Genomic DNA, 23,254 nt, shown 5'->3' on the forward strand with positions numbered 1-23,254 from the left:
TGCGTCAGGCTGGACTTCGCGAGCCGCCTGCCATAGTGCGGCCACGCCGACGCCCGCTGATATGAGGCGAAACGCAAAGTGATTTTTACGGTGGCCGGCTATTTTCTACATAGCCGGCATCAGGGAACGAAACGGACAAGCGATCATGTGCGGCATAGTTGGAATTGTCGGGCACACGCCGGTGGCGCCTCTCATCGTCGATGCGCTCAAGCGGCTGGAGTACCGCGGCTACGATTCCGCCGGGGTCGCGACCATCGAACATGGCGAACTGGCGCGCCGCCGCGCCGAGGGCAAGCTGGTCAATCTCGAGCGCCGGTTGAAGGACGAGCCGCTCGACGGCCTGATCGGCATCGGTCACACCCGCTGGGCTACCCACGGCGTGCCGAACGAAACCAACGCGCATCCGCATTTCTCCAACGGCGTCGCCATTGTCCACAACGGCATTATCGAGAACTTCGCTGAACTGCGCCAGGAACTGATCGCCGACGGCTACACCTTCTCCTCGCAGACAGACACCGAAGTCGTCGCCCATCTCATCGCCCGGGAACTGGCCGCTGGAGCCGAGCCGGTGGCGGCGGCGCATAGTGCGCTGAAGCGGCTGCAAGGCGCCTTCGCGCTCGCCATCATGTTCAAGAGCGACGAGGACTTGATTGTCGGCGCCCGCAACGGACCGCCACTTGCGGTCGGCCATGGAGAAGGCGAAATGTTCCTTGGCTCCGACGCCATAGCGCTGGCGCCGTTCACCAATTCCATCACCTATCTGGAAGACGGCGACTGGGCGGTGATCCGCCGCAACGAGATTTCCATCTTCGACATGGATGGCAACACGGTCGACCGCAAGCGCCAGCAATCGCTCGGCACCAGCTTCATGGTCGACAAGGGCAACCACAGGCACTTCATGGAAAAGGAAATCCATGAGCAGCCGGAAGTGATCTCCCATACACTGGCGCATTATCTCGACTTCGCCAATGGGCGTTCCAAGCCGCTCGACCTGCCTTTCGACTTCGCCAAGCTCGACCGCCTGGCGATTTCCGCCTGTGGCACCGCCTATCTGAGCGGCCTTGTCGGCAAATACTGGTTCGAGCGCTTCGCCCGTCTGCCGGTGGACATCGATATCGCCTCCGAATTCCGCTACCGCGAAATGCCGCTGTCAAAGGACAGCGCCGCGATCTTCATTTCGCAATCCGGCGAAACGGCCGACACGCTCGCCTCGCTGCGGTACTGCCGCAAGGAAGGCTTGCCGATCGGCGCAATCGTCAACGTGCGCGAATCGACCATCGCGCGGGAATCCGACGTCACGCTCCCGACGCTTGCCGGTCCCGAGATCGGCGTCGCCTCGACAAAAGCCTTCACCTGCCAGCTTTCTGTGCTGGCGGCGCTCGCCATTCGCGCGGCGGAGGCTCGCGGCACCATTTCGGCGGAAGAGGAAAAGCTGCTGGTCCGCCAGCTTGCCGAAGCGCCGCGCTTTGCCACCCAGGTGCTGAAGCTCGACCAGCAGATCGAGAAGGTCGCGCGCGAGCTCGCACACTACAAGCATGTTCTCTATCTTGGCCGCGACACCAATTACCCGCTGGCCATGGAAGGTGCGCTGAAGCTTAAGGAAATCTCCTATATCCACGCCGAAGGCTATGCCGCCGGCGAACTCAAGCATGGCCCGATCGCCCTTATCGACGAAAATATGCCGGTGATTGTCATCGCGCCGCATGACCGCATTTTCGAAAAGACCGTCTCCAACATGCAGGAAGTGGCGGCGCGCGGGGGCAAGATCATCCTGATCACCGACCGCAAGGGCGCGGCCGCCGCCAGCATCGACACGATGGAGACCATCGTGCTGCCCGACGTGCCGGAAATCATCGCGCCGATCATCTATGCGCTGCCGATCCAGATGCTGGCCTACTTCACCGCCGTGTTCATGGGCACGGACGTTGACCAGCCCCGCAATCTGGCGAAATCGGTGACGGTCGAGTAGGGCCGTCACATCGGAACACACCGGTCGGATTTTGGAGCGCGTCACCGCCGCGCATCTCACATCTGCGTCACCTGTGGCAACTTCCCGGTTCCAAACCGTCAGGCGCTCGCCTATGCTGCGCTGCAATGAATGACGGCGGGCCATGTCAGACACGATCAGGATTTCCGGCATGACCCGGCTCAGGAACTATTTCCTGACAGGCTTCATCGTCTGCGCGCCGCTGGCCATCACGCTCTATATCGCCTGGTCGTTCATCCGCTGGGTGGATTCCTGGGTGAAGCCATACATTCCAGCGCGATACAGCCCTGAAACCTACCTTTCGTTCCAGTTGCCGGGGTTCGGCCTGATCGTGGCGCTGGTGCTGATCACGCTGATCGGCTTCCTCACCGCCAACATCGCCGGCCGCGCCGTGGTCGCCTTCGGTGAGCGGCTTCTGGGCCGCATGCCGCTGGTGCGCGGCATATACGGCTCGCTGAAGCAGATATTTCAGACCGTGCTGTCGAACAAGGGCGACATGTTTCGCCAGGTCGGCATGGTCGAGTATCCGCGCAAGGATGTCTGGTCGCTGGTCTTCGTGACCGGCGAAAAGGACACCGAGATCGGCCAGAAGCTCGACAAGCAAGGCGATCCGCTGATTGCCGTGTTCATGCCCTGCGCGCCCAATCCGACGACCGGCTTCCTGATGTATGTGCGCAAATCGGAAATCATCGCGTTGGACATGTCGATCGAGGAGGCGGCCCGGCTCATCGTGTCGGCGGGTCTGGTCGCCCCCGAGATCAAGAAGAAGATCGTCGTGCCGAGCGGTATCGCCGTCGAAATCGGCAATCCGCCGATGGGAACGTTGCCCCAATCGGCGGCCAAACCGAAATCTCAGCCAGCGCGCAAAAGGCGCACCGCGTCGTCCTTGCCGAACAAATAGAGCAGCAGCCGCAGCGCCTGTCCGCGTTCGGACTGCAGGTCCGGATCGCGCGACAGGATGAGCCTTGCATCGTCGCGCGCGGTTTCCAGAAGATCAGCGTGGAATTCGATGCGCGCCACCTGGAAGCCAGGTGTGCCGGACTGGCGGGTGCCCAGCAACTCGCCTTCGCCGCGAAGCTTCAGATCCTCCTCGGCGATAAGAAAGCCGTCCTCGGTCTCGCGCAACACGGACAGCCGGCGCTTGGCGGTTTCACCCAGCGGATCCTTGTAGAGCAGCACGCAGGATGACGGCTTCGAGCCGCGCCCGACGCGCCCGCGCAACTGGTGAAGCTGCGCGAGGCCGAACCGCTCCGCATGTTCGATGACGATAATGGTGGCGTCAGGCACGTCGACGCCCACTTCGATGACGGTCGTGGCGATCAGCACGCTTGTTTCGCCGTCCTTGAAGGCGCGCATCGCCTCGTCCTTCTCGGCGCCCTTCATGCGCCCGTGGACAAGCCCCATCCGCTGCCCGAACACCGGCTTCAGCGAAGCGAAGCGGTCCTCGGCCGACATCAGCTTGACCTCTTCCGATTCCTCGACCAGCGGACAGATCCAGTAGATCTTCTGCCCGTCGGCGACAGCGTCCTTCATCCGCCGGATCAATTCGTCCAGCCGTTCCAATGGCAGGGTGACGGTGCGGATGGGCTGCCGCCCGGCCGGCTTCTCGGTCAGCTTGGAAACGTCCATGTCGCCGAAAGCCGTCAGCACCAGCGTGCGCGGAATCGGCGTCGCCGTCATCACCAGCATGTCCGGCGCGTCGCCCTTGGCGGTGATGGCGAGCCGCTGATGCACGCCGAAGCGATGCTGCTCATCGACCACGGCGAAGACGAGCCGCTTGAAGGTCACGGCCTCCTGGAACAATGCGTGCGTGCCGATGACGATGTCGATCGTGCCGTCAGCGAGGCGTGCCAGCGTTTCACTGCGCTCGCGTCCCTTTTCGCGGCCGGTGAGGATGGCGATGCGCAGCCCGGCATGCTCGGCCAGCGGCGCAATGGTCGCGAAGTGCTGGCGGGCGAGGATTTCCGTCGGCGCCATGAGTGCGGCCTGTCCGCCCGCTTCGACCGCTCGGCCCATGGCAAGCAGGGCCACGACGGTTTTTCCCGAACCGACGTCGCCCTGCAACAGCCTGAGCATCCGGTCCGGTTCCGTGAGATCGGCAAGGATTTCGGCCAATGCCGTTTCCTGCGAACCGGTCAGCGAATAGGGCAGGGCAGCGCGCAGCCGGGCAACGATCCGGTCGTCGCCGACCAGCGGGCGGCCTGCCAGCCGCCGCACGCGCGCGCGGACCAGCGCCAGCGACAATTGGCTGGCAAGAAACTCGTCATAGGCGAGCCTGCGCCACGCAGAATTCTCCGGCATCGTGTCGGTTGGATTTTCAGGATTGTGCAGGCGTCCGAGCGCGTCCCCAAAGGTGGGGAATGTGTTGCGGCGCAGAAAAGCGGTGTCGAGCCATTCGGGCAGGGGCGGTACGCGCTCCAGGGCCTGGCCAATGGCGCGGCGCAGCACCTTGGCCGAGAGCCCTGCCGTCATCGGATAGACCGGCTCGACGGGCGGCAGGGTGTCGGCCTCACTGGCGAGCACGATATGGTCGGGATGCACCATGCTTGGCCGGCCGTTGAACCATTCCATGCGGCCGGAAACCAAGACGTGCTCGCCCTCCGGCATCGCCTTTTCGAGATAGGCGGCATGGGCGTGGAAGAAGGTCAGCGCGATCTCGCCGGTGTCATCATGCGCATAGACCCGGTAGGGCACCGACCGGTTGCCGCGCGGCGGCGGCTGATGCCGGTCGATGCGCACCTCCAGCGTGACGATGGCGCCCTCCGCCGCGCCGGCGATGCCGGGCCGGTTGCGGCGGTCGATGACGGAATGGGGCAACACGAAAAGCAGGTCGCCCGCGCGCGCATCTCGGTCGCCGAGGTCTGCCGGCAGCACGCGCTCGATCAGCGTCGCGACCTTGGGGCCGACCCCGGCCAATGAGGTGATCGGCGCGAACAGCGGATCGAGCAGGGAGGGGCGCATGGCTTCACCCTCTCTCTTGTGGAGAGGGTCGTTGCATAGTGTCGGGGAGGGTGAGGGTGAAGCGCGGCGCCGTCGAATTTCCTCTCCCCGACAGGGAGAGGGTGGCCGAGCGAAGCGCAGGCCGGGTGAGGGGGGCCACAGAACAGATAAGCATCGCTCTAGATTAAGGGTTAAGACTCACCTTGTCAGGCTGACACCACACTCTATCCACGCTATATGCGCGACCTTGAAAAAAGGAACGCGGCGATGACCGAGACGATGCGATCTGATGCGGACCTGGCTGACGAAAAGATGGACGCTCGCCGCAAGAAACTTCTGTTTCGCTCCTGGCATCGCGGCATGCGCGAGATGGACCTCGTTCTCGGCCAGTTCGCGGACCGGGAAATGGCATCCTTGACCGATGACGAGATCGACCAATATGAAAGTCTTCTCGACATTCCCGACACCGAGTTCCTTCCCATCGTCACCGGTGAAAAGCAGGCGCCGGCGGATATGGATTGTCCGGTCCTGCGAAAGATACTGGCCTCGCGCCATTCGATGAAGTTCTGAAAAGCCCGCATGAGCCTCATTCCAGACATCGGCCTGCCGAAAGGCGGCACCGGTTCCTTCATCGTCGATGGCGTGGCCGACGGCTATGAGGCGTTCGCGCTTGCGCGGGCCGCGGCGGAGATGGCGCCGAACGCACCGCTGATCTTCATTGCGCGCGATGGCCAGCGTCTGCCGGCGATTGTCGAGGCTCTCGCGTTTGCCGCGCCCGACCTGCCGGTGCTTGAACTGCCCGCCTGGGATTGCTTGCCTTACGATCGGGTTTCGCCCGGATCGGACGCGGCGTCGCGCCGTCTCGATGCGCTGGCAGGCATCATCGCGCTGGCGAAGAAGCCGCACCGCGCCGTGGTGCTGACAACCGTCAACGCGCTGCTGCAGCGTATTCCGCCGGCCGACCTGATCGAGGCGCACACGTTTCGCGCCAAACCAGGCAACCAGATCGACATGAACCAGTTGGTCGCGAGGCTGGAGATGTCCGGCTTCGAGCGGGTGCCGACAGTGCGCGGAGTCGGCGAATTCGCGGTGCGCGGCGGCATCCTCGATCTCTACGCGCCCGGCGCTGAAGAGGCGCTTCGGCTCGATTTCTTCGGCGACACGCTGGAAACGATCCGCGCCTTCGATGTCGCCAGCCAGCGCACCACCGGCCAGCGCAACGCCATGATCTTGCAAGCCATGAGCGAGGTTGCGCTGACGCCGGAGACGATCAGCCGCTTCCGTCGCGCCTATATCGAAGCGTTTGGCGCGCCGTCGCGCGATGATGGTCTGTACGCGGCGGTCAGCGAAGGCCGCCGCTTCGCCGGCATGGAGCACTGGCTGCCCTTCTTTTACGAGCGGCTCGAAACCGTGTTCGACTACCTGCCCGGCGTGCCTCTGGTGTTCGACCATCTCGCGCACGAAGCGCTCGACGAGCGCCACACGCTGATCCTCGATCACTACGATGCGCGCCGGAAGATGACCGAGGGTACGCTGAAGGAAGCGGTGCCCTACAAGCCGGTGCCGCCGCAGCTTCTCTACCTTTCGCCGGACGAGGTGAAAGCGGCCGCTGCCGACGGCCTCGCGGTCGAGTTCACCCCGTTCGCCGCGCCTGATGCCGGCGGCCGCAAGGTGCTCCACGCCGGTTCAAGGGCCGGCAGGACGTTCGTTGAGGAGCGGGCCGATCCGAAGGCCAACGTCTTCGACGTGGCGGTCAAGCATATCGTCGATCAGCGCGCGGCCCGCAGGCGCGTCATGGTCGCCGGCTGGACCGAGGGCTCGCTGGATCGGCTGAGCCAGATTCTGGCCGAGCACAATCTCGGCAATTTCAAGCAGATCGGCACTTTGGCCGAAGCCGGCAAGCTCGATGCCGGTCAGGCGGCGCTGGCCGTGCTGCCGCTGGAATCCGGCTTCGAGACCGACGAATTGGTCGTCGTCGCCGAGCAGGATATTTTGGGCGACCGCCTGGTGCGGCGTTCCAAGCGCAAGAAGCGCGCCGCCGATTTCATCGCCGAGGCGTCGTCGCTGTCGGCCGGCGATATCGTCGTTCATGCCGATCATGGCATCGGCCGTTTCATCGGGCTGAAGACGATCGAGGCGGCGGGTGCGCCGCATGACTGCCTTGAAATTCACTACGCCAACGATGGCCGGCTCTTCCTGCCGGTCGAGAACATCGAGCTTCTGTCGCGTTACGGCTCGGATTCGGCCGAGGCCACGCTCGACAAGCTGGGCGGCGGCGCCTGGCAGTCACGCAAGGCGCGGCTGAAAAAGCGCTTGCTCGAAATGGCTGGGCAACTGATCCGCATCGCCGCCGAACGGCAGATGCGCGCCGCGCCGACACTGGTGCCGCAGGACGGCCTGTATGGGGAATTTTCCGCGCGGTTCCCCTATGAGGAAACAGACGACCAGCAAAGCGCCATCGATGCCGTGGCCGAGGATCTTTCGGCAGGCCGCCCGATGGATCGTTTGATCTGCGGCGATGTCGGATTCGGCAAGACCGAAGTTGCGCTGCGCGCCGCCTTCATTGCTGCCATGGAAGGATTTCAGGTCGCCGTCGTCGTGCCGACCACTCTGCTGTCGCGGCAGCATTTCAAGACATTCTCGCAGCGCTTTTCCGGCCTGCCGGTGCGGGTGCGCCAAGCCTCGCGATTGGTCGGCGCCAAGGAGTTGGCGGAAACCAAAAAGGGCATCGCCGACGGCACGGTCGATATCGTCGTCGGCACCCACGCGCTTCTGGGCGCTTCGATCTCTTTCAAGAATCTTGGCCTGTTGATCATCGACGAGGAGCAGCATTTCGGCGTCAAGCACAAGGAGCGGCTGAAGGAACTCAAGAGCGACGTCCATGTGCTGACCCTTTCAGCCACGCCAATCCCACGCACGCTGCAGCTGGCGCTGACCGGCGTGCGGGAGCTGTCGCTGATCGCCAGGCCGCCGGTGGACCGCATGGCGGTGCGCACCTTCATCTCGCCCTTCGATCCGCTGGTGATCCGCGAGACGCTGCTGCGCGAGCGCTATCGCGGCGGCCACTCGTTCTATGTCGTGCCGCGTATCAGCGATCTGGCGGATATCCATGAATTCCTGAAGGAATCCGTGCCGGAGCTGAAAGTCGCCGTGGCGCATGGCCAGATGCCCCCCGGCGAGCTCGACGACATCATGAACGCCTTCTATGACGGCCAGTACGATGTACTGCTGTCGACGACCATCGTCGAATCCGGGCTCGATATCCCGACCGCGAATACGCTTATCGTACATCGCGCCGACATGTTCGGCCTGGCGCAGCTCTATCAGCTCCGCGGTCGCGTCGGCCGCTCCAAGGTGCGCGCCTACGCCCTGTTCACGCTGCCGGCCAACAAGAAGCTCACCGACACCGCTGATCGCAGGCTGAAGGTCTTGCAGTCGCTGGATACGCTGGGCGCCGGTTTCCAGCTTGCCAGCCATGACCTCGACATACGCGGCGCCGGCAACCTTCTCGGCGAAGAGCAGTCGGGCCACATCAAGGAAGTCGGCTTCGAGCTTTACCAGCAGATGCTGGAAGAGGCGGTTGCCGAAGTGCGCGATACCGGCGAGTCTGCCGATTCAGGCTGGTCGCCGCAGATCGCCATCGGCACCGCCGTCATGATCCCCGAAAGCTACGTAGCCGACCTGCAACTGAGGCTGGCGCTGTACCGCCGCCTCGGCGATCTGGAATCGACGGAGGAGATCGACGCCTTCGGCGCCGAGATGATCGACCGCTTCGGCCCGCTGCCGGACGAGGTGAAGCATCTGCTCAAGATCGTCTTTATCAAGATTCTTTGCCGCAAGGTGAATGTCGAGAAACTGGACGCCGGGCCGAAGGGCGTCGTCATCCAGTTCCGCAAGAAGGAATTCGCCAATCCGGCGGCGCTGGTCAAATTCATTGCCGAGCAGGGATCATTGGCCAAAATCAGGCCGGACCAGAGCGTCGTGTTCGCCCGCGACTGGCCGACCGCGGAAAAGCGGTTGACCGGTTCTGCCGTTGTGATGACGCAACTCGCGAAGCTGGCGGGTTAGCCCGCAGCGTCCCAAAGCCCCGAAGGTCAGTGCTTCGCGGCCTCGGGCTCGTCGTCGAGTTCCCCTCTCGCCTTCGCGCCGGCGATCTGCCGGATCGCGTCGGCGAGCGTCTCCGCATCCTGCGCGCCCATCAGCGCATAGCGGCTCTCGATGACGAAACAGGGCACGCCGGTAATGCCCATGCGCGAGGCCGTGGTGATCTCGGCCTTTACCGCCTCCACGTCGGTGTCGGTCGGCAACAGTGTCTCGACCACGGCTGCGTCCATTCCGGCGGCCTTCGCCGCGTCGATCAGCACGGCGCGGTCGCCGGTGTTTTCACCACGCTCGAAGTAGCGGCTGAACAGTTCATCGGCGACCCGGCTCTGCACCGCTTCGCCGGCCGTGCCTGCCCAGCGGATGACACGGTGTGCGTCGAGCGTGTTGGGCGACACTGCTATTGCATCGAAATCGAAGGATATTCCCTCCGCTTCGCCGAGCGACCTGAGCTGTGCGTGCGACTGCCGCAACTGTTCCTGGTTCGGAAATTTTGCTGCCATATAGGCCTTCCGTTCCTTTCCTTCTGGCGGGATTGTCGGGTCGAGCTGGAAAGGCCGCCAACGGATTTCGGCCTCGACATCGGGCGCCAGTTTCAGCGCGCGCTCCAGCCGCTTGTGGCCGACGAAGCACCAGGGGCAGACGACATCGGAGACGACATCAATGGTGATGGAGGACGTTTCGCTCATGGCTTTTCCTTACTTGGGCTTTCGCCACCACGCCGACAGCTGATAGCTGAATATGGGCGTCTTCTGCGGATGTTCCAGGTAGTTCCAGTAAGCCATCCATCGGTCGGGGCTGTGCTGCATGGGCACCATATAGGCGCCGGAGATGAGCAGCCGGTCCAGAACCCGCACGGCCGCGACATAGTCTTCCTTGCCGCGCGCATTCAGCATGGCCTGGATCGCCGCGTCGATGGCCGGATCGGCGACAGCGGCCAGGTTGAACGACCCTTCGACCTTCGCCGAGGAAGAGCCCCAGCGGCCGATCTGCTCGATGCCTGGGGACAGCGAATTGGTGAAGCCGGTTGCGCCGATCAGCACGTCGAAATCGAAGCGCTGCTTGCGCGACTGGATCTGGTCGCCATCGAGTGCGCGGATGGTGACGCCAATGCCGAGCTTGGCCAGCGTGCGCTGGTAGAGGCTGGCCAGCCGCTCCTCCTCCTGGCTGGCGGTCAGGATTTCGAATGCGAAAGGTTCGCCATCCTTGTCCTGCATGACGCCGTCCCGGATCGTGTAGCCGGCGCCCTTCAGCATATCGAAGGCCGCCTTCAGCGCCTTGCGGTCCTGGCCCGAACCATCGGTTTCCGGCGGATGCCAGCTTCCATCCATGACATCCGCCGGCACGCGGCCGGGGAACGGCGCCAGCAGGGCCTTTTCTTTCTCGCTGGCGGGATGGCCAAGAGCCGAGAGTTCCGAATCCTGCCAGTAGCTCATGGTTCGCGTGAACTTGCCGCCGAACAGGTTCTTGTTCGCCCATTCGAAGTCGTAAAGCATGCCGAGCGCCCGCCGCACGGCCGGATCGGAGAATTTCTTCAGCCGCGTGTTGAACAGGAAGCCGGTCGCCACCGGCGGCACGCCGAGCGGAAAGGCCTTGACGATCACGTCGCCGTTCCTGGCGGCCGGGAAGTCGAAATCGCGCGCCGCCTGCAGCGGCCCCATGCCGGCATAGGCGGCGCCCGCATAGGCCGAGCAGAGACCTTTCTTGAACGCCTCGAACTGGGAGTTGGCGTTGAGGAAATACTGGATGGTGATTTCGTCGTAATTGTCGAAGCCGCGCTTGGACGGGATGTCCTTGCCCCAGTAATCCGGGTTGCGCTTGAACACGATCCGGTCGCCTGGCGCCACCTTGTCGATGACATAGGGGCCGCTGCCGATCACCGGCTTCAGCGTCGTCTGGTCAAAAGTGTCCATGCTGAAAGCGTGTTTCGGCACGATCGGCGTCTGGGCGATGATCAGCGGGAATTCCCGGTCGGCCTGATCGTTGAAGGTGAAGCGCACGCTGTGCTCGCCGGTCTTTTCCAGCTTGGCGACTTTCTTCATCCGGTCAGAGTAGGGTGGGCGTCCCTTTTCGGTGTAGACGTCGTAGGTGAACAGCACGTCCTCGGGCGTGACCGGCTCGCCGTCCGACCATTTTGCCTCGGGATCGAGCTGGAATTCAATCGAGCGGCGGTCCTCGCTCATGTCGGCCGATTTCGCCAGCAACCCGTAGAGGCTGAACGGCTCGTTGTAATTGCGCTGCATCAGCGGCTCGAAGACGAAATTGCCGAGCAGCGTATCGATCACGCCGCGCGCCGTGGTGCGCAGGCTCTTGATGATGAACGGATTGAGATTGTCGAAAGTGCCGACGACGCAATAGGTGATCGCACCGCCTTTCGGTGCATCCGGATTGGCATAGTCGAAATGCGTGTAGCCGGCCGGTAGGGCCGGCTCGCCCTGCATGGCGATCGCATGTTTCGGGTCAGCCGCGGCAGGTTGCGCCGACATCGGCAAAAGCGCGGCTGCTGCAGCCAGCAGAAAAAGAACGCGGTCCACGACCGTCCTCCGTTCATGGACAAGTGATTCGGATGCCAGACTAGAGTGCCCGCCACCGCCTTCCCAGTGAAGAAATGCAGGCGAAAGGCTGGATTCGAAACGCCCGGCAGTGTAACACGCCCGCCAAAGTCATTCTGTTGCCTCATTTGGGCAAGAGTTAGCTCGTGACACGGCCTGACCTTGCCTGGGCATCAATCGAGAGGAAATGCACCACATGACGAGCCTGAGAACAAACGCTTATCGCCTGTCGGTCATGACCGCGAGCGTTATCGGCTTCCTCGGCGCGGCGCTGCCTGCGGCAAATGCCCAGCAACAGCAGCAGCAATTGCCACAAGGGTGGTTCAAGGCCTGCAGCAAGCAGGAAGACGTGGACATCTGCAACGTCCAGAACATCACCACCGCCGGCAATGGCCAGCTCGTCACCGGCATCAGCCTGATCGACCTGCGCGGCAAGGTGAACCGCAAGGTGTTCCAGGTTACGGTGCCGACCGGCCGCCTGGTTCCTCCCGGCATCGGTCTCCAGATCGACGGCGGCAAGGCTCAGAAGCTTGACTATGTCATCTGCTTCCCGGATCGCTGCGTGGCTGAGGTTCCAATGACCGACCAGCTCGTCGCCTCCTTCAAGAAGGGTTCGGATCTGACCCTCACTTCGATCAATTTCCAGAACCAGCCGAACCCGATCAAGGTTTCCCTGCAGGGCTTTTCCGGCGCATTTGATGGTCCGCCGCTGAAGCAGTCCGACATCGAGGACCGCCAGAAGAAGCTTCAGGATTTCGTCACCAAGAACAACGAGGACTTCGCCAAGAAGCTCAAGGAAGAGCAGGACAAGGCGAAGGCGGCCAACTGACGTCCCCTGAAATCCCTCTGTAGAACGAAGGCTCCGGTTGAACCGGAGCCTTTTTCTTTTTCGCCCGTGTCTAGCCTTGCCCGTACCGGTCGCACATAGCCGGCTTCGTTCACGCACACGTCACAGCCGTCGCCTATTCCCGCGCCGACAGGTTTCGGTGCGGAGCGATTCCCATGCGATGCAGGCGACTGGGTGCTGTTGCGGGCGCCCTTCTGAGCTTTCTTTCTCCGGCCTATGCTGCCGAAACGCGTGCCGGGCAAATCCTCGAACGGTTCAGCAATGCCAACCAATGGCGCGACCATGTCATGGTCGTTGCCCATCGCTCCGGCGGGTTGCAGGCCGGCAAGACGCGTTACGCGGAAAATTCGCTGGCCGCGCTGCACGCCGCCATCGCCGCCGGGGCGGAAATGGTCGAGGTCGATGTCCGCCGCTCCGCCGATGGCGAGTTCGTCGTGATGCATGACAGCTGGCTCGACCGGACTACGACATGCCGCGGTGAGGTGATCGAACGCACGCTCGCGGAACTTCGAACGTGCCGGCTTGTAGTCGAGGGGACGGGCACGGCGACGCAAGAGCCTGTGTCCACGCTGCGCGAATTTCTCGAAGCTGCCAGGGACAGAATTCTCGTCAACATCGACAACAAGCTCGATGTCGCGAGCCTGCCGGGCATGATCGAGGTGGCGCGTTCCTTGGGGGTGGCTGATCAGACCGTGGTCAAGGAAAACCTCTGGAACAAGCGGCGGATCGATGAGGTCGATAAAGCGCTGGGCGCGGCGGGCAGGGGTTTCCTGTTCATGCCCATCATCGCCGACGATGCCGTGCGCGATCATGTCTTTGTCGAGGAGGTGAGCCGGACCTTCGCGCCAAGTGCCATCGAGATGATCAACTGGCGCAATGGCGCTGCAAACCTGACCGAAACCGGCGGCCCGCTGTTTTCCACTCGCATGCGCGCCGCCGCCGTGCGCGGCAATTGGCACATCTGGGCCGACACCTACGCCATCGTGAACAAGCCCGGCGGATTCCTGGCTGGCGGTCGGGGCGACGAACTGGCCGTCTCCGCCAGTCTGCCCGCCGAAAGCTGGGGGTTCTGGGCCGAGCGCGGCGCCACCATCATCCAGACCGACGAGCCCGATGCGGCCATTCAATGGCTGAACGCAAACGGTTATCGTGTTCCCTACGGCGAACGCCCGCAGGAACCCGCGAGCACGGCCAGCATCAATTGAGCGTTGTCATGCTGGACCGTGACGCCTGATATTTGGCGTCGCGCAAACGTGGCGCCGTTCGGACAAGGGTGATGTCAGCAGTCCGGCCACCAGACCTTGTGCGGCGGTGCTTCGCATGGTCTGGTCCAGTCACTGTCATGGACATCCCCTTAAAATCCCGGTCCTTTGCCCTCGCTGTGGCAATAACCAGCCTCGGCTTTGTCGTCGTCCAGCTCGACATTTCGGTCGTCAACATCGCCTTGATGCGCATCGGCTTGTCGTTTGGTGCGGGTGTTGCCGGCCTCCAATGGGTGGTCGATGGCTATGCTTTGGCCTTTGCCTCATTGCTGATGTCCGCGGGGGCGCTTGGCGACCGGATCGGTGCACGCCGCATTTTCGCTGTCGGCATGGCGCTCTTCACGCTTGCCTCGCTGGCTTGCGGGTTGGCGCAGGGAATGGCAACGCTCATCGCAGCCCGTGTCGGCCAGGGCGTCGGCGCGGCGATGCTGATGCCATGCTCGCTTGTCCTGCTCAATCACGCGAGCGGTGGCAACGCATCGTTGCGAGCAACCGGCGTTTCCATATGGACCGCAGCCGGAGGCGCCGCGCTTGCCGCCGGACCGGCGTTGGGCGGCTTCATGATCGACAGCTTGGGCTGGCGCAGCATCTTCCTGATCAATCTGCCGATAGGCGTGTTTGCCATCCTTTTGGGACTGCGGTTCCTGCAGGAGACACCGCGCAAGCCCGAGGGGGCGCCGCTTGATCTTCCCGGTCAGGTGTTAGCCATTCTGGCTCCGCTGGCCTTGACCGTCGCCTTCATCGAAGGCGGTGTTCGCGGCTTCGCGTCGCCGCTGGTAATGGCTGCGTTTCTTGTCGCCGCTGTCACCGGGGCAGCCTTTATTGCCGTGGAGCGCCGCAGTACCGCGCCGCTCCTGCCTCTCGGTCTGTTTGCCGATCCCGCCTTTGCGGTCGCCAATTTCGTTGGCTTGGCAATCAATCTGACGACCTACGGCATGATTTTCGTGTTGAGCTTCTATTTCCAGCAAACGAAGGGTTATTCGCCGGCGGTTGCCGGAGCCGCATTTACGCCGTTTCTCGCAATGGTCATTCTTTCCAACATGGCCACCGGTCCGGTGGTGGCAAGAAAAGGTGTGAAATTGCCGTTGATCGTCGGTCTGTGCATCGGCGCTCTCGGCTACGCGCTGCTGTTTTCTGTTGATGCGGATACCAGCTACGCTTCGCTGATGTGGAGGCTTTTCGTGATGACGGTTGGGTCAGGCCTGGCTGTGCCTGCCATGACGACCGCCGTGCTTGCCTCGGCGCCGCCTGGTATGGAGGGCGTGGCATCCGGTGTCCTCAATTCCATCCGCCAGACATCGGGAGCCATCGGCGTGGCGCTTTTCGGCGCACTGATGACGTTTGGCATCGTGCCGGGTATGCGGATAGCGTTCACCGCATCGGCGGTGCTGATGCTGCTGGGCGCGGGCGCTGCGACGCTTTTCATGCGGCCGGCTCGGCACTCGGATACTTGATCGTCGTAGGGAGAATCGCTCCCGCGATAAAAAAGGCCGCCCGGAGGCGGCCTTTTCGTATGCATGAAGCGGTAGCGCTTCGAGAACTTGGCCCCAAGCGCGCCTTAGCGCTTGGAAAACTGGAAGGACCGGCGGGCCTTCGCCTTGCCGTACTTCTTGCGCTCGACGGTACGGCTGTCGCGGGTCAGGAAGCCGCCCTTCTTGAGCACGCCGCGCAGTGTCGGCTCGTAGTAGGTCAGCGCCTTGGAGATGCCGTGACGCACGGCGCCCGCCTGGCCCGACAGGCCGCCGCCGATGACGGTGGCGATGATGTCGTACTGGCCGACGCGGTTGGCCGCGACGATCGGCTGGTTGAGGATCATCTGCAGGACCGGACGCGCGAAGTAAGCGCCGAATTCCTTGTTGTTGACAGTGATCTTGCCGGAGCCAGGCTTCACCCAGACGCGGGCGATGGCGTCCTTGCGCTTGCCGGTGGCATAGGCGCGGCCCGACTTGTCGAGCTTCTGGACGTAGACAGGCGCGGCCGGCTGTGCGGTCTGGGCGACCGTGCCGAGTTCTGCGAGCGAGGAAAGCTCAGCCATATCAGGCCCTCTTGTTCTTGGCGTTCAGCGCGCCGACGTCGAGCGTCTCGGGCTGCTGGGCCGTGTGGGGATGCTCGGCGCCTGCATAGACGCGGAGGTTCTTCATCTGGCGACGACCGAGCGGACCGCGCGGAACCATGCGCTCAACGGCCTTTTCCAGGACGCGCTCGGGGAAACGGCCCTCGATCAGCTGGCGCGCGGTGCGCTCCTTGATGCCGCCGGGGTGACCGGTGTGCCAGTAGTAGATCTTGTCGGTGTACTTCTTGCCGGTGAAGACGACTTTCTCGGCATTGATGATGACGACATTGTCACCGTCGTCGACATGGGGCGTGAAGGTCGGCTTGTGCTTGCCGCGGAGGATGTTGGCGACGATGGTGGCGAGACGGCCGACGACGAGACCTTCGGCGTCGATCAGCACCCACTTCTTCACCACATCCGCAGGCTTCTGCGAAAAGGTTGTCATGGAGTTTGCTTTCGTTTCGGACCCTGTCCGATGGCAAAACCTACGGACAAAGGCGTTTCTTGTTGCTTGAATTGACGAGAGGCCGAAGCCCAGCGCCAATAACAAAACGGCGACCATTGCTGGCCGCTGTTTCGAGAGCGCTTATACGAGGCGGCAAACCGCCCGTCAATCGAATTAAAACAGGCATCGGCGAAGAAAATTGTTTGAAATCAATAGCTTGATAATGAGGTATTATTTTACCTCATTTGTCATCGTTTGGGCGGGATCGAATAGGTGCCGGTGGCGTGGGCAATTGTCTGTCCTTCCGGCCCGGCAACGATGTCGACGTCGAACACCATCAGGCTTTTGCCCAGCTTCAGGATACGGCAATGCCCGTCGATGGGGCCGGCTTCTGCCTTGCGCACGAAATTGATGTTAAGGTTCGTCGTCACCGAAAGCGCATCAGGCCCGGCGTGGGAGAGCACGCAGGCATAGCCGCCAATGTCGGCAAGCGTGAACAGCGACGGACCGGAGACCGTGCCACCGGGGCGGATGTGCCTTTCATCGGCATTCAACCGCACAATGCAGCCACCGGGAAACACATCGAGCGTTTCGTAGACGCTGTCAGCGCCGTTGAGTTGCGGATAGACTTGGCGCATCAGCGCATTGACGTCGACGGCGTCGAGGACCGGGGTGAGATTGCTTTGCAGCGGCATGGCGCGGCCCTTCCTGGCAGATGTCCGTGTCTGGCGTGGGTTGCTCAAACCGGCCTTCTGCGAGAAAACATGCACGAAGCTGTTCTTCAACTGGCAGGACGCTAGTTCTTTGGTTCCAAGTGCCATCGAGACGCGATGCCGACGCTCCGGGAGACGACAATGGGTGAAATCCTTGCCATCAAGACGATTGCCCCGCAATCGCCCGTAAAGGTCGAGGTGGAGGGCGGCATCCTGCGGCTGACACTTTCGAACCCGCCGGCCAACGCGCTCTCGCTGTCTGTGATGGCCGCGCTGCAGGCGCAACTCGACGGTGTCCTTCACGATCCGTCCGTGCGCGTCATCGTCCTGGCGGCCGCACCGGGCAAGGTGTTCTGCGCCGGCCACGATCTCAAGGAGATGACTGCCCGTCGCACCGATGCTGACGGCGGCAAGGCCTTCTTCGAGGAAACGTTCGGTGCCTGTTCGCGGCTGATGCAGTCGATTGTGCGGCATCCCAAGCCGGTGATCGCCGAGATCGATGGCATCGCCACGGCGGCCGGTTGCCAGGTCGTCGCATCCTGCGATCTGGCCATCGCATCGGATCAATCGACATTCGGCGTCAACGGCATCGATGTCGGGCTGTTTTGCTCGACGCCGGGCGTCGCGCTGGCCAGAGGCCTGAAGCCCAAGCATGCGATGGAGATGCTGCTGACCGGCGAGATGATCGATGCCTCCAGCGCCCGGGAGTTCGGCCTCATCAATCGCGTGGTCCCGCGCGAGTATCTGAATCAGATCGTGACGAAATACGCGCAAGTCATTGCCGCCAAATCGCCTTCGGCCGTCAGGCTCGGCAAGAAGACCTTCTACGAGCAGGCGGGAATGAATCTGGCGGAAGCTTACGATCATGCCTCGCAAATTATGGTCGAGAACATGCTCAACGCCGATGCTCGGGAGGGCGTCGCGGCGTTCTTCGGCAAACGCAAGCCGGAGTGGAAGGCGGAATGAAGCTGGAACCCCGCATTTCCATCATCACCATCGCCGTCGATGATCTGTATGGAACCTCCGCCTTCTACGAGGCGATGGGCTTGCAACGTCACCGTATCAAGGACGGAGTCGCCTTCTTCCAGATGGGCGGTGCGATCCTTGGCCTGTTTCCACGAAGCAGCGCCGAGGAAGATTCCGGGATTTCATTCGGCGCGCAGCCATCGCGGGTCTATCTTGCCTACAATGTCCGTTCCGACGCCGAAGTCGATCAGGTGCTGGCACAGGCGGAGAAGGCCGGTGGCAGCATCGTCAAGCCCGCAGGCAAGGCCTTCTGGGGCGGCTGGTATGGTTATTTCGCCGATCCGGAAGGCAGTCTCTGGGAAGTAGCGCACAATCCCGACTTTCCTATAGATGCGGACGGCAACATATCGCTGCCAAAGTGACCGGCATTAGAACGATGATCCGAAAATCATGACTTTGGCCCTGTTCGTCCCCATTGATACCGACGGCATCGAGCCGGAAGAGGGCGCCCCGGCGCCCGAACGTGTCCTTGCCGGCGATCCCCGCTTCCGCACCTGGAATGCCGAAGAGCGCGACTGCCTTTACGCCGGCATCTGGGAAGCGACGCCCGGCAAATGGCGCATCGAATATGACGAGTGGGAATTCTGCCATATCCTGTCCGGCATCTCGATCATCGCCGAAGACGGTGGCGAGAGCCGCACCGTCAGGGCAGGGGACAGCTTTGTCTTGCGGCCCGGCTTCAAGGGAAGCTGGGAAGTGCTTGAAACGACTCGCAAGGAATACGTCATCAAGCTCTGAGCTCAGGGTCCGACAATCGGTCAGAAGTTGACGGCAAGCCGCTCCAGGCCATGGAAATGGTAGGTGTCGCGGAACTGCGCCGTGTCGGCTGGTCGAAGCGCCGGCAAGCGCTCGAACAGCACCTTCAGCGATACCTGCAGTTCGAGCCGCGCCAGCGGCGCGCCGATGCAGAAATGAATGCCGGCGCCGAACGACACATTCTTCTGGTCCGACCGTTGAGGCTGGAATCCGTCCGGTCGCGCAAACGCCGTGGGATCACGGTTGGCCATCCCGAGCAACAGACCGACCGTCTCGCCGGGAGTGACCGTGACCCTCGGTGCGATTTCGATCTGCTCATAGGCATAGCGGGTGAACATATGCAGCGGTGCGTCGAAGCGCAGGCATTCCTCGACCGTCGATGCCGTCACCTCCGGCGTGGTGAAAAACCGGCGTGGATCGCCGCCCTGGTCGAGGATAGTACGGACTGCGTTGCCGGTCTGATGCACCGTCGCTTCGTGGCCGGCATTCAGCAGCAGAATGACCGACGACACCAATTCGTCCTCGGAAAGCTTCCGGTCGCCTTCCTGAGCTGCGATGAGTAGAGACAGAAGGTCGTCACCCGGCTGCTTGCGGCGTTTCTTGATGTAGCCGCGCAGGAAATCGGAAAAATCTTTGGCTGCGCGGTTCGCCGTCTCTTCCGTCTCGCGTGTGCGGCCGTGCATGTACATGGCCACCATCTGGTGCGACCAGTCGAGCAGTTGCGGCCCCATCTCGACCGGAACGCCGAGCATCTCGGCAATGATGGTGATCGGCAGCGGCGCGGCATAGGCGGGCAACAGGTCTGCGTGCCGATCCGGCTCGAACCGGTCGATCAGGTCGTTGGCCAGAATTTCGACCCGCGGCCGCAGCCTCTCCACCTGGCGCGAGACGAAGGCGCGGTTCACCAGCGTCCGCAGCCGCGTATGCACCGGCGGCTCCAGTTCCAGCAGCGAATTCGCCTCAACCGCGTCGAATGCGGCAAGATGCGTCCTGTCCCGGTCGAAGCCGCGGCTGTCGGGAATGCCCGCCGGGTTCTGCCGGCCGAAGCGCCGGTCGCGCAGCAGCCGGTTGACGGCGTCGAAGCCGCCCACGCACCAGAAGCCGAAATCCTCCCAGAACAAGGCACCGCCGGCTGCGTGCAGCCAGGCATATGCCTCATAGGGGTTCTGCACGAAGGCCGGCTCATGCGGGTCGAGCCGCAGCCGGTGCGCGGCGGCATCGAATTCGAGATAGGACGGCATGACAGCGTTCATGCCTTTTCCTAGCCCGGTTTGCCGCCGCCCTGCCAGAGCGCGATGAGGCCCGGTTCTAAACCAGTCAGTAGGCGCAATGCCGTGGGATGCGTACGCGTTGCCAGCCTTCGGCACCTTCGCTCACCAGCACCTTTCGCGTAACCCACTGGTAGGATGGCGGTATGTCGATGACCCGATGCTGCTTTGGCTGGATGACCACCTGGTCGCGTATGGTTTCGTATTCGGGGGCCAGCACATAGCTTTCCGTGCTCTCTGCCTGGACCAGCACCTTGCGCTTGCGATACTCATATTGGGCGGGAACCCTTTCGTGCACATAGTGCGACGGACCCTGCACGGTGTAGGCGATGCGTTCGTAGCGCGCCTTGTTCTTCACTTTGCACAGCACCTTGCGGCCGTCGATCCAGCGCCATTCCCAGCTATAGCCGCCATCCGATACCTTGACGGTCTTGTAGCGGATCTCTCCGCGACCGGACACAAGGCGCTTCACCGTGCGTGCAGGCTCGACCAGCACGCGTTCCGTCTCGTAGCTGTAAACGGCGGGTACGGTGCGATGCTTGATCCGGCCGGGCCGAACCAGAACATCGCGTGTGCGCGTGCCGATGATCGGTGGAATGGTCTCGACCCGGCTGTAACCCGGATTGACTTGAGCAATACCGTCGATGCGGTCATAGACCGGCGCGGTGTGATACCGTTCGTAGCACTCGACGGCTCTGCCGCCCGCCACGCTTTGCGAAGCCGTTGCCAGCATCGCCAGCGCCGAGACCGCCATGGCCAGATGTTTCCTGAACATGCTGCACCCCTTTCACGCGAAAAATGTCGCCTGGCGCAACTTTAGCGGACATCGGAGGGCGAAAAAGTGGTTTCGTCAGGTTTCGTTAAGATGTGGTCTCGGTTAACCGGCAACCTTAACTGAATGGCGAACAAAGCTCTCGGCGACGAACCCTTGCGCTGGGGTGAGGCGGCATCCTATTTACGGTGCAACGATCCAGCACGATTCTGCCCGACTCGCACCGAACGGGGCCGGAATCCCAGCCGAACAAAGGGATAGTCGATGAAGAACCCCGTCGAAACCTACATGAACCTCGTGCCGATGGTTGTCGAGCAGACGAACCGTGGCGAGCGGGCCTATGACATTTTCTCGCGCCTGCTCAAGGAGCGCATCATCTTCATAACCGGCCCGGTCGAGGACGGCATGGCGACCCTGGTGTGCGCGCAGCTTCTGTTCCTGGAAGCCGAAAATCCGAAGAAGGAAATCAATCTCTACATCAATTCACCCGGCGGCGTGGTCACTTCCGGCATGGCGATCTACGACACCATGCAGTTCATCAAGCCGGCGGTTTCGACCCTTTGCATCGGCCAGGCCGCATCGATGGGTTCGCTGCTCCTGACAGCCGGCCACAAGGACATGCGCTTCGCGACGCCGAACGCCCGTATCATGGTGCATCAGCCCTCGGGCGGGTTCCAGGGGCAGGCCTCGGATATCGAGCGTCACGCTCAGGACATCATCAAGCTGAAGCGGCGCCTCAACGAGGTCTATGTGACCCATACCGGAAAATCCTATGAGGAGATCGAGCGCACGCTCGACCGCGATCACTTCATGACTGCAGACGAGGCCAAGGACTTCGGCCTCATCGACAAGGTCATCTCATCCCGCGAGGCGATCGAGGCTGCCACTGCCTAGTCGTCCGGATAAACTGACGGAATTTGTCAGCGGGAACGCGGTCTCGCCGCACTTTTGCGGGGATTTGCGGCATTTCGGCCACATTTGGCTGTTCCATCCGGTGGTTGGACCGCCTACGTTAAGGCTATGTTGATTTTCGGCGGCTTAGCTTTTCGTGGGGCGCCGCGAATCATTGCCACGTTTTCTGAATTGTGTTTCGTACGGAATACGTTGCGGGAGCCAGGGCACTGGCGGCGGCGGATTCCCGCGATAGATTTGTAGGCGCATCCGGCCAGCCATATGGCAGGCGCCCATGAAAGGACTGGAAGATGAGCAAGGTCGGCAGCAGCGGCGGCGGTGATTCCAAGAATACGCTTTATTGCTCGTTTTGCGGCAAGAGCCAGCATGAAGTGCGCAAGCTGATCGCTGGCCCGACAGTTTTCATCTGCGACGAATGCGTCGAACTCTGCATGGACATCATCCGCGAGGAGAACAAGACCTCGATGGTGAAGTCGCGCGAAGGCGTGCCGACACCGCAGGAAATCCTCAAGGTTCTCGACGATTACGTGATCGGCCAGCCTTACGCCAAGCGCGTGCTGTCTGTGGCCGTGCACAATCACTACAAGCGCCTCGCTCACGCCGGCAAAAGCAACGACGTTGAACTGGCGAAGTCGAACATCCTGCTGATCGGCCCGACCGGCTGCGGCAAGACCCTGCTCGCCCAGACGCTGGCCCGCATCATCGACGTGCCCTTCACAATGGCCGACGCCACGACGCTGACCGAGGCCGGCTATGTCGGCGAGGATGTCGAAAACATCATCCTCAAGCTGCTGCAGGCGGCCGACTACAATGTCGAGCGGGCGCAGCGCGGCATTGTCTACATCGACGAGATCGACAAGATTTCGCGCAAGTCCGACAATCCTTCGATCACCCGCGACGTTTCGGGCGAGGGCGTGCAGCAGGCGCTTCTGAAGATCATGGAAGGGACTGTCGCGTCCGTGCCGCCACAGGGTGGCCGCAAGCATCCGCAGCAGGAATTCCTGCAGGTCGACACCGCCAACATATTGTTCATCTGCGGCGGCGCTTTCGCCGGCCTCGACAAGATTATCTCGGATCGCGGCCGCAAGACGTCGATCGGCTTTTCTGCGACGGTTGCGTCGCCCGAGGATCGGCGCAGCGGTGAGGTTTTTCGGCTGGTTGAGCCAGAGGATTTGCTGAAGTTCGGCCTCATTCCCGAATTCGTCGGCCGTTTGCCGGTTCTTGCAACGCTGGAAGACCTCGACGAGCCGGCGCTGATCCAGATCCTGACCGAGCCGAAGAACGCCCTGGTCAAGCAATATCAGCGGCTGTTCGAGATGGAGAACGTCGACCTGACGTTCCACGAGAACGCCCTGTCGGCTATCGCCAAGCGCGCTATCGAACGCAAGACCGGCGCGCGCGGCCTTCGCTCCATTATGGAAGCGATCCTGCTCGACACGATGTTCGAACTGCCGGCTCTGGAAGGCGTTCGCGAGGTCGTAATCTCGGAGGAAGTGGTGTCCGGCAATGCCCGGCCGCTCTACATCTACTCCGACCAGAAGGAAAAGAAGGGCAACGTCAGCGCATAGCGCGTTACCCTTCCAGGTTGGACGGCGCCTTCGGGCGCCGTTTGTCGTTTAC

Annotated in this window: 20 protein-coding genes; 12 read left to right on the forward strand and 8 right to left on the reverse strand. The window is 62.4% G+C overall.

Features of this window, described 5'->3' with window-relative positions:
• Window positions 1–145 precede the first annotated feature (145 nt).
• On the forward strand, window positions 146–1,969 hold the full coding sequence (gene glmS / locus J2X35_RS02580) for a glutamine--fructose-6-phosphate transaminase (isomerizing) (protein WP_310180761.1): 1,824 nt from the start codon (window positions 146–148) through the stop codon (window positions 1,967–1,969).
• A gap of 142 nt (window positions 1,970–2,111) precedes the next feature.
• Entirely contained in the window at window positions 2,112–2,888 is a 777-nt protein-coding gene (locus J2X35_RS02585) for a DUF502 domain-containing protein (protein WP_310180762.1), read from the forward strand.
• Here the strand turns inward: J2X35_RS02585 and recG are convergent.
• Window positions 2,840–4,948, reverse strand: coding sequence for an ATP-dependent DNA helicase RecG (gene recG / locus J2X35_RS02590; RefSeq protein WP_310180764.1), 2,109 nt, complete (start codon window positions 4,946–4,948; stop codon window positions 2,840–2,842). The genes J2X35_RS02585 and recG overlap by 49 nt on opposite strands.
• A gap of 246 nt (window positions 4,949–5,194) precedes the next feature.
• Between recG and J2X35_RS02595 the strand changes: the two genes are divergently transcribed.
• Together J2X35_RS02595 and mfd are read left to right on the forward strand one after the other, a co-directional pair.
• Window positions 5,195–5,497: a succinate dehydrogenase assembly factor 2 gene (locus J2X35_RS02595; RefSeq protein WP_310180765.1), complete on the forward strand. Its 303-nt coding sequence runs from the start codon at window positions 5,195–5,197 to the stop codon at window positions 5,495–5,497.
• Between the two features lie 9 nt (window positions 5,498–5,506).
• Window positions 5,507–8,995 (forward strand): transcription-repair coupling factor, encoded by a 3,489-nt coding sequence (gene mfd / locus J2X35_RS02600; protein WP_310180767.1) that lies wholly within the window; start codon window positions 5,507–5,509, stop codon window positions 8,993–8,995.
• Between the two features lie 26 nt (window positions 8,996–9,021).
• Here the strand turns inward: mfd and J2X35_RS02605 are convergent, their stop codons facing one another.
• Window positions 9,022–9,717, reverse strand: a complete 696-nt coding sequence (locus tag J2X35_RS02605; protein WP_310180770.1) for a DsbA family oxidoreductase — start codon at window positions 9,715–9,717, stop codon at window positions 9,022–9,024.
• Window positions 9,718–9,726: 9 nt separating this feature from the next.
• On the reverse strand, window positions 9,727–11,514 hold the full coding sequence (locus J2X35_RS02610; RefSeq protein WP_310183714.1) for an extracellular solute-binding protein: 1,788 nt from the start codon (window positions 11,512–11,514) through the stop codon (window positions 9,727–9,729).
• Window positions 11,515–11,776: 262 nt separating this feature from the next.
• On the opposite strand from J2X35_RS02610, the gene J2X35_RS02615 reads away from it, so the two are divergent.
• The 3 genes from J2X35_RS02615 to J2X35_RS02625 all read left to right on the forward strand — a co-directional run bounded on the left by J2X35_RS02615 (window position 11,777) and on the right by J2X35_RS02625 (window position 15,143).
• Window positions 11,777–12,409 (forward strand): invasion associated locus B family protein, encoded by a 633-nt coding sequence (locus J2X35_RS02615; protein ID WP_056108364.1) that lies wholly within the window; start codon window positions 11,777–11,779, stop codon window positions 12,407–12,409.
• A 173-nt stretch (window positions 12,410–12,582) separates the two neighbouring features.
• The gene (locus J2X35_RS02620) at window positions 12,583–13,632 is read left to right on the forward strand and encodes a glycerophosphodiester phosphodiesterase family protein (protein WP_310180774.1); all 1,050 of its coding nucleotides are present in this window, start codon (window positions 12,583–12,585) and stop codon (window positions 13,630–13,632) included.
• A 137-nt stretch (window positions 13,633–13,769) separates the two neighbouring features.
• On the forward strand, window positions 13,770–15,143 hold the full coding sequence (locus J2X35_RS02625; protein WP_310180776.1) for an MFS transporter: 1,374 nt from the start codon (window positions 13,770–13,772) through the stop codon (window positions 15,141–15,143).
• Window positions 15,144–15,247: 104 nt separating this feature from the next.
• Here the strand turns inward: J2X35_RS02625 and rpsI are convergent, their stop codons facing one another.
• The 3 genes from rpsI to J2X35_RS02640 form a co-directional block, all read right to left on the reverse strand.
• Window positions 15,248–15,724, reverse strand: coding sequence for a 30S ribosomal protein S9 (gene rpsI / locus J2X35_RS02630; protein ID WP_056108374.1), 477 nt, complete (start codon window positions 15,722–15,724; stop codon window positions 15,248–15,250).
• A 1-nt stretch (window position 15,725) separates the two neighbouring features.
• The gene (gene rplM / locus J2X35_RS02635; protein ID WP_056108376.1) at window positions 15,726–16,187 is read right to left on the reverse strand and encodes a 50S ribosomal protein L13; all 462 of its coding nucleotides are present in this window, start codon (window positions 16,185–16,187) and stop codon (window positions 15,726–15,728) included.
• A 248-nt stretch (window positions 16,188–16,435) separates the two neighbouring features.
• On the reverse strand, window positions 16,436–16,882 hold the full coding sequence (locus J2X35_RS02640) for a PaaI family thioesterase (RefSeq protein ID WP_056115285.1): 447 nt from the start codon (window positions 16,880–16,882) through the stop codon (window positions 16,436–16,438).
• A gap of 159 nt (window positions 16,883–17,041) precedes the next feature.
• Here J2X35_RS02640 and J2X35_RS02645 point away from each other — a divergent pair, with 159 nt between their 5' ends.
• The 3 genes from J2X35_RS02645 to J2X35_RS02655 are packed head-to-tail and all read left to right on the forward strand — an operon-like array spanning window position 17,042 to window position 18,664.
• Window positions 17,042–17,866, forward strand: coding sequence for an enoyl-CoA hydratase (locus tag J2X35_RS02645; RefSeq protein WP_310180779.1), 825 nt, complete (start codon window positions 17,042–17,044; stop codon window positions 17,864–17,866).
• 2 nt (window positions 17,867–17,868) lie between these two features.
• Window positions 17,869–18,288, forward strand: a complete 420-nt coding sequence (locus J2X35_RS02650) for a VOC family protein (RefSeq protein WP_310183717.1) — start codon at window positions 17,869–17,871, stop codon at window positions 18,286–18,288.
• Between the two features lie 28 nt (window positions 18,289–18,316).
• Window positions 18,317–18,664, forward strand: coding sequence for a cupin domain-containing protein (locus tag J2X35_RS02655; RefSeq protein WP_310180780.1), 348 nt, complete (start codon window positions 18,317–18,319; stop codon window positions 18,662–18,664).
• A 20-nt stretch (window positions 18,665–18,684) separates the two neighbouring features.
• Here J2X35_RS02655 and J2X35_RS02660 read toward each other — a convergent pair whose 3' ends face one another.
• Entirely contained in the window at window positions 18,685–19,935 is a 1,251-nt protein-coding gene (locus J2X35_RS02660; protein WP_310180781.1) for a cytochrome P450, read from the reverse strand.
• A gap of 64 nt (window positions 19,936–19,999) precedes the next feature.
• Complete coding sequence (locus J2X35_RS02665) at window positions 20,000–20,725, reverse strand: hypothetical protein (RefSeq protein ID WP_310180782.1); 726 nt, start codon at window positions 20,723–20,725, stop codon at window positions 20,000–20,002.
• A gap of 261 nt (window positions 20,726–20,986) precedes the next feature.
• Between J2X35_RS02665 and clpP the strand changes: the two genes are divergently transcribed.
• Together clpP and clpX are read left to right on the forward strand one after the other, a co-directional pair.
• Window positions 20,987–21,616 (forward strand): ATP-dependent Clp endopeptidase proteolytic subunit ClpP, encoded by a 630-nt coding sequence (clpP, locus tag J2X35_RS02670; protein ID WP_056108391.1) that lies wholly within the window; start codon window positions 20,987–20,989, stop codon window positions 21,614–21,616.
• A gap of 308 nt (window positions 21,617–21,924) precedes the next feature.
• Window positions 21,925–23,202, forward strand: coding sequence for an ATP-dependent Clp protease ATP-binding subunit ClpX (clpX, locus tag J2X35_RS02675; RefSeq protein ID WP_056108394.1), 1,278 nt, complete (start codon window positions 21,925–21,927; stop codon window positions 23,200–23,202).
• Window positions 23,203–23,254: the final 52 nt, after the last annotated feature.

The organism is Mesorhizobium sp. BE184, from assembly GCF_031457045.1.
Taxonomy (GTDB): domain Bacteria; phylum Pseudomonadota; class Alphaproteobacteria; order Rhizobiales; family Rhizobiaceae; genus Mesorhizobium.

Coding starts and splice junctions, on each gene's coding strand:
- glmS (WP_310180761.1), top strand. CDS start 146: ATGTGCGGCATAGTTGGAATTGTCGGGCACACGCCGGTGGCGCCTCTC.
- J2X35_RS02585 (WP_310180762.1), top strand. CDS start 2,112: ATGTCAGACACGATCAGGATTTCCGGCATGACCCGGCTCAGGAACTAT.
- recG (WP_310180764.1), bottom strand. CDS start 4,948: ATGCGCCCCTCCCTGCTCGATCCGCTGTTCGCGCCGATCACCTCATTG.
- J2X35_RS02595 (WP_310180765.1), top strand. CDS start 5,195: ATGACCGAGACGATGCGATCTGATGCGGACCTGGCTGACGAAAAGATG.
- mfd (WP_310180767.1), top strand. CDS start 5,507: ATGAGCCTCATTCCAGACATCGGCCTGCCGAAAGGCGGCACCGGTTCC.
- J2X35_RS02605 (WP_310180770.1), bottom strand. CDS start 9,717: ATGAGCGAAACGTCCTCCATCACCATTGATGTCGTCTCCGATGTCGTC.
- J2X35_RS02610 (WP_310183714.1), bottom strand. CDS start 11,514: ATGTCGGCGCAACCTGCCGCGGCTGACCCGAAACATGCGATCGCCATG.
- J2X35_RS02615 (WP_056108364.1), top strand. CDS start 11,777: ATGACGAGCCTGAGAACAAACGCTTATCGCCTGTCGGTCATGACCGCG.
- J2X35_RS02620 (WP_310180774.1), top strand. CDS start 12,583: ATGCGATGCAGGCGACTGGGTGCTGTTGCGGGCGCCCTTCTGAGCTTT.
- J2X35_RS02625 (WP_310180776.1), top strand. CDS start 13,770: ATGGACATCCCCTTAAAATCCCGGTCCTTTGCCCTCGCTGTGGCAATA.
- rpsI (WP_056108374.1), bottom strand. CDS start 15,724: ATGGCTGAGCTTTCCTCGCTCGCAGAACTCGGCACGGTCGCCCAGACC.
- rplM (WP_056108376.1), bottom strand. CDS start 16,187: ATGACAACCTTTTCGCAGAAGCCTGCGGATGTGGTGAAGAAGTGGGTG.
- J2X35_RS02640 (WP_056115285.1), bottom strand. CDS start 16,882: ATGCCGCTGCAAAGCAATCTCACCCCGGTCCTCGACGCCGTCGACGTC.
- J2X35_RS02645 (WP_310180779.1), top strand. CDS start 17,042: ATGGGTGAAATCCTTGCCATCAAGACGATTGCCCCGCAATCGCCCGTA.
- J2X35_RS02655 (WP_310180780.1), top strand. CDS start 18,317: ATGACTTTGGCCCTGTTCGTCCCCATTGATACCGACGGCATCGAGCCG.
- J2X35_RS02660 (WP_310180781.1), bottom strand. CDS start 19,935: ATGAACGCTGTCATGCCGTCCTATCTCGAATTCGATGCCGCCGCGCAC.
- J2X35_RS02665 (WP_310180782.1), bottom strand. CDS start 20,725: ATGTTCAGGAAACATCTGGCCATGGCGGTCTCGGCGCTGGCGATGCTG.
- clpP (WP_056108391.1), top strand. CDS start 20,987: ATGAAGAACCCCGTCGAAACCTACATGAACCTCGTGCCGATGGTTGTC.
- clpX (WP_056108394.1), top strand. CDS start 21,925: ATGAGCAAGGTCGGCAGCAGCGGCGGCGGTGATTCCAAGAATACGCTT.